Raw genomic sequence first — 4,214 nt, 5'->3', positions numbered from 1 at the left:
AGGTCGCCTATGGAAATGCCCACAATTATGTTTTCGTTTTTACTCATTGTTTTTTGGGTAAGCTGATTCAATTGGCTTAAATTTACAGCCTTGTAATGAGCGCAAAGTTAACTAAATCATTTGAACATGTTTACAGGAATTATCGAAGAAATGGGAATGGTTGAACACCTTGAAAACGAAGGCTCAAATCTCAATCTTTTTATTAAAAGCAAAATGACCCCTGAGCTTAAAATTGACCAGAGCGTGGCCCATAACGGGGTTTGTCTAACCGTAGTTGAAATAAAAGATGGGATTTATAAGGTTTCGGCCATAAGAGAAACACTTGATAAAACCACCCTTGGAAAACTCAAAGTAGGTGATTTAGTCAATCTGGAGCGCGCCATGAAGCTTGGAGACAGGCTAGATGGTCATTTGGTTCAGGGCCATGTGGACCAAACCGCTGTTTGCGTTGAAATAAAAGACAACTATGGTAGCTGGTATTTTACTTTTTCATATGACGAGACTTATGGAAACATCACAATAGAAAAGGGTTCAATTACAGTAAACGGAGTAAGCCTGACCGTGGTTGATTCTCAATCAAATTCATTTTCTGTGGCTATAATTCCATACACCTTTGAGCATACCAACTTTTATAAAATAAGCCCCGGTGACACAGTAAACCTTGAGTTTGACCTTGTGGAAAAATACTTGAAGAGATTATCTGGACTTTAATTCGATTTTGCTTCTTCTATAAACAAAATAAAGCCCTAGTGCTATCCCCAAGATGAACAATAAAATCAATCCGTTGTCTATAGGAAGGCCAACGGGAATTGGTGGCCCACCCAGAGGTTGCGGCGGCGGCGGCGCCTTTTGCTGGGCAATAGCAACGCCACACACCAAAAAGTGTATTAGGAAGACTAATGTGTATTTCACGATTTGGGGCCGCATATATACAGGGTTACACTTAAACTGTTATAGATTACAGGCTAAACGACAAACGTAAATATTAATTGTAAAATCTGTGTTATGCAAAAATCAAATTCCAAAATTCATGTTTGCTTAACTTAGCCTTTTTTTGTGAGGAGAATCAAATATAGATAAATAAAGCTAATATCCAAAAAAAAAATTAAAAAGTGGTCCCACATGGGCTCGAACCATGGACCCCCTGATTATGAGTCAGGTGCTCTAACCAGCTGAGCTATGGGACCTGTTTCAGAGGCGACATTGACATTCAGTATCCGGCCTCTTGAAGGCGCAAATTTATAATTAGTTTGTTTATGGCGCAAACTTTTTTAAACATTTGTATTTTCCTGACATAATTCTACCAAAACTCCGTTAGCCGATTTTGGGTGTAAAAATACCACAAGCTTGTTGTCTGCGCCATTTTTTGGGGTTTCATTCAGCACAATAAAACCTTCTTTTTTAAGCCGTTTGACTTCCTCAACAATATCATCTACGTAAAAAGCGATGTGATGGATTCCCTCGCCTTTCTTTTCTATAAATTTGGCAATTGGGCTTTCAGGAGAAGTGGCCTCAAGCAATTCAATCTTACTTTCGCCAACTTGAAAAAAAGATGTCTTGACAAACTCACTTTCAACCTCTTCAATTTTATAATGTTCTTTTCCCAATAATGCAGCATAGGTCTTGTTGGCTTCATCCAGATTTTTTACGGCTATTCCAATATGCTCTATTTTATTCATAATACAGTAATTTTCACCTTGTAAAAGTAAGATAATCTTTAAATATAGTACTTTTGCCCTATGGAAAGTAACAGACAAAAAAAAATAGCAGGAGTAATTCAAAATGACCTGGCCTCAATTCTTCAAAAAATAATGAAAGATGCCGGGCACATGGGAATTTTAATTTCGGTTTCCAAAGTATCGGTAACCGTTGATTTGTCCATCGCAAAAGTTTACCTGAGCATCTTCCCTTCTGAACATGCTCAAAAACTAGTAGAGGAAATCAACTCCGTTAAGGGGAAAATTAAACATCAGGCGGCGCAGTTAACCAAAAATCAATTGCGTAAAATGCCCGATTTGACTTTTTACAATGACGACTCCCTGGACTATATTGAAAAAATTGACCGAGCCGTAAAAGGAAAAGAAAACCCGATTAAAAACCGGGATTTAGCAGAAAAAAGAAAAAAAGCCTAAAAGTGACGTTTTCCCTCTATATTGCAAAGCGGTATTTAATCTCAAAAAGCAGCAACAACGCCATCAATATCATTACCGGCATTGCTGGGGCGGGGGTTGTGGTTGGGGCGATGTCTTTGTTTATAGTGCTCTCAGGGTTTTCTGGTTTGAAAGATTTCAGTTTGCAATTCAGTTCAGTATTTGATTCAGACTTGAAAGCATTTCCCGAAACCGGAAAAACCCTTACCATTACCCCCGAACAAGAAAAAGAAATTGTTGCGCTTAAAGAAATTCAGGAAATCTCAAAAATTATTGAAGAGCGGGTATTTTTAACCTTTAAAGGGAAAAACAGCATCGCATTTATCAAGGGTGTTGACGAAAACTACCAAAATGTCAATTATATTGACAGCACCATCATTGTTGGTGGGTGGTTTGAATCTACTCATAACGCCATTGTTGGAATTGGCATTTCAAACACGTTAAACCTGGGCATTTATGACTATTCAGATTTGCTCGAAATCTATGTTCCAAAACCGGGATCAGGGCAAATTACAGACCCCACACAAGCGTTTAATAAAGAACGGGTTTTGGTGTCGGGCATTTATCACGTCAATGAAGAGCTCAATTCAAAATATGTGTTTGCGCCAATCGAGTTGGCAAGACAACTTTTGTCATATGATGAAGATGATGTGAGTTCCATCGAATTCAGACTCATCCAGAGCACTAAAGAAGAAGATGTCATTCAAAAAGTTACAGCCATTCTCAATCAAGACTTGGACTTTAAAAACAGAATACAGCAAAACGACGCACTTTACAAAATGCTCAATACTGAAAACCTGGCTGTTTATCTCATCTTTACCCTGGTTTTGATTATTGCGCTTTTTAACGTGATTGCTAACATCATTATGGTTATTCTCGATAAAAAGCACAACCTGAAAACGCTTTTAAACCTTGGGGCAACCATTAAGGAAATCAGAAGGATTTTTTATTTACAAGGTGTGTTGATGACTGTTACAGGAGGAATAGCCGGGATTTTAATTGGTGTTGTTATTGTTTTATTGCAGCTTAAGTTCAATTTAGTGATGATAACGGCAACATTGCCTTATCCGGTTAAAATTGATTTTTTTAATATCGCTTTGGTGTTTGTGACAATTTTATTGCTCGGAATCATAGCGTCTAAAATTGCCTCAAGCAGGGTGAGTGAAAACCTTCTGAAAAATTAGACAAACTGATAGTCTCCAAACTTTTCCAGTACTTCATCAAAAGCCGCAAAAACTGAAGCGGCATCGTCACTAGTGACCATCTTCATTCGATAGTCTTTAAAATTGGGTATCCCTTTAAAATAATTGGTATAGTGTCTTCTGGTTTCAAAAACCCCGAGTTTTTCCCCTTTCCAGTCAATAGCCATTTGCAGGTGTCTTCTTGCGGCGTCAACACGTTCTTCCATGTTTGGGGGCGACAAATGCTCGCCTGTATTGAAAAAGTGCTTTACCTCTTTGAAAAACCAGGGATAGCCAATACTTGCCCTGCCAATCATAGCACCGTCCAACCCGTAAACATCCCGCATCTCCAGGGCTTTTTCAGGAGTATCAACATCGCCGTTTCCAAAAATGGGGATGTGCATTCTGGGGTTGTTTTTTACCTCAGCAATGGGTGCCCAATTGGCGTCACCTTTATACATTTGTGCCCGCGTTCTACCGTGAATTGAAATTGCCTTGCAGCCCACATCCTGAAGCCGTTCAGCAACTTCCACAATTCGAATGGAATTTTCATCCCAACCCAATCTGGTTTTGACGGTAATAGGAAGTTTTGTGTGTTTAACCATGGCCTCGGTGAGCGATACCATTAAATCAATATCTTTTAAAATCCCGGCTCCGGCTCCTTTAGAAACCACTTTTTTGACCGGGCAGCCAAAGTTAATATCAATTATGTCAGGACCCGAAGCTTCAACAATTTCAACGCTTCTGAGCATTGGTTCCAGTTCTGCACCAAAAATCTGAATCCCCACAGGGCGTTCTTTTTCATAAATGTCAAGTTTCATGACGCTTTTAGCGGCATCACGAATAAGGCCTTCACTGGAGATAAATTCGGTGTAAACCACAT

The 4,214-nt window shown here is 39.1% G+C and carries 6 protein-coding genes and 1 tRNA gene; 3 read left to right on the top strand and 4 right to left on the bottom strand.

Annotation, left to right across the window (positions count from 1 at the left end):
- The first annotated feature begins 126 nt into the window (after positions 1 to 126).
- Complete coding sequence (locus tag AC6F75_RS10245) at positions 127 to 711, top strand: riboflavin synthase (RefSeq protein WP_500714928.1); 585 nt, start codon at positions 127 to 129, stop codon at positions 709 to 711.
- Here the strand turns inward: AC6F75_RS10245 and AC6F75_RS14885 are convergent.
- From AC6F75_RS14885 to mce, 3 genes are all read right to left on the bottom strand, one after another.
- On the bottom strand, positions 697 to 927 hold the full coding sequence (locus AC6F75_RS14885) for an Fjoh_0651 family PID-CTERM protein (protein ID WP_507028571.1): 231 nt from the start codon (positions 925 to 927) through the stop codon (positions 697 to 699). The two genes, AC6F75_RS10245 and AC6F75_RS14885, sit on opposite strands and share 15 nt — an antisense overlap.
- Before the next feature lie 186 nt (positions 928 to 1,113).
- Positions 1,114 to 1,187: transfer RNA gene (locus AC6F75_RS10240), tRNA-Ile, on the bottom strand.
- Between the two features lie 84 nt (positions 1,188 to 1,271).
- Positions 1,272 to 1,679: a methylmalonyl-CoA epimerase gene (gene mce / locus AC6F75_RS10235; RefSeq protein WP_500714927.1), complete on the bottom strand. Its 408-nt coding sequence runs from the start codon at positions 1,677 to 1,679 to the stop codon at positions 1,272 to 1,274.
- Between the two features lie 60 nt (positions 1,680 to 1,739).
- Between mce and rbfA the strand changes: the two genes are divergently transcribed.
- Positions 1,740 to 2,132, top strand: coding sequence for a 30S ribosome-binding factor RbfA (gene rbfA / locus AC6F75_RS10230; RefSeq protein ID WP_500714926.1), 393 nt, complete (start codon positions 1,740 to 1,742; stop codon positions 2,130 to 2,132).
- 2 nt (positions 2,133 to 2,134) lie between these two features.
- Positions 2,135 to 3,334, top strand: coding sequence for an FtsX-like permease family protein (locus AC6F75_RS10225; protein WP_500714925.1), 1,200 nt, complete (start codon positions 2,135 to 2,137; stop codon positions 3,332 to 3,334).
- Here AC6F75_RS10225 and AC6F75_RS10220 read toward each other — a convergent pair.
- A partial coding sequence (locus tag AC6F75_RS10220) for a tRNA-dihydrouridine synthase (RefSeq protein ID WP_500714924.1) occupies positions 3,331 to 4,214 on the bottom strand: 884 nt, incomplete at its 5' end. The genes AC6F75_RS10225 and AC6F75_RS10220 overlap by 4 nt on opposite strands.

This window comes from Planktosalinus sp. (assembly GCF_059864935.1).
This window is presented reverse-complemented; position numbering and strand designations above follow the sequence as displayed.

What these genes read in the sequence shown, in the direction of transcription:
- AC6F75_RS14885 (WP_507028571.1), bottom strand. Translation starts at nt 927, where the DNA reads ATGCGGCCCCAAATCGTGAAATACACATTAGTCTTCCTAATACACTTT.
- AC6F75_RS10245 (WP_500714928.1), top strand. Translation starts at nt 127, where the DNA reads ATGTTTACAGGAATTATCGAAGAAATGGGAATGGTTGAACACCTTGAA.
- mce (WP_500714927.1), bottom strand. Translation starts at nt 1,679, where the DNA reads ATGAATAAAATAGAGCATATTGGAATAGCCGTAAAAAATCTGGATGAA.
- rbfA (WP_500714926.1), top strand. Translation starts at nt 1,740, where the DNA reads ATGGAAAGTAACAGACAAAAAAAAATAGCAGGAGTAATTCAAAATGAC.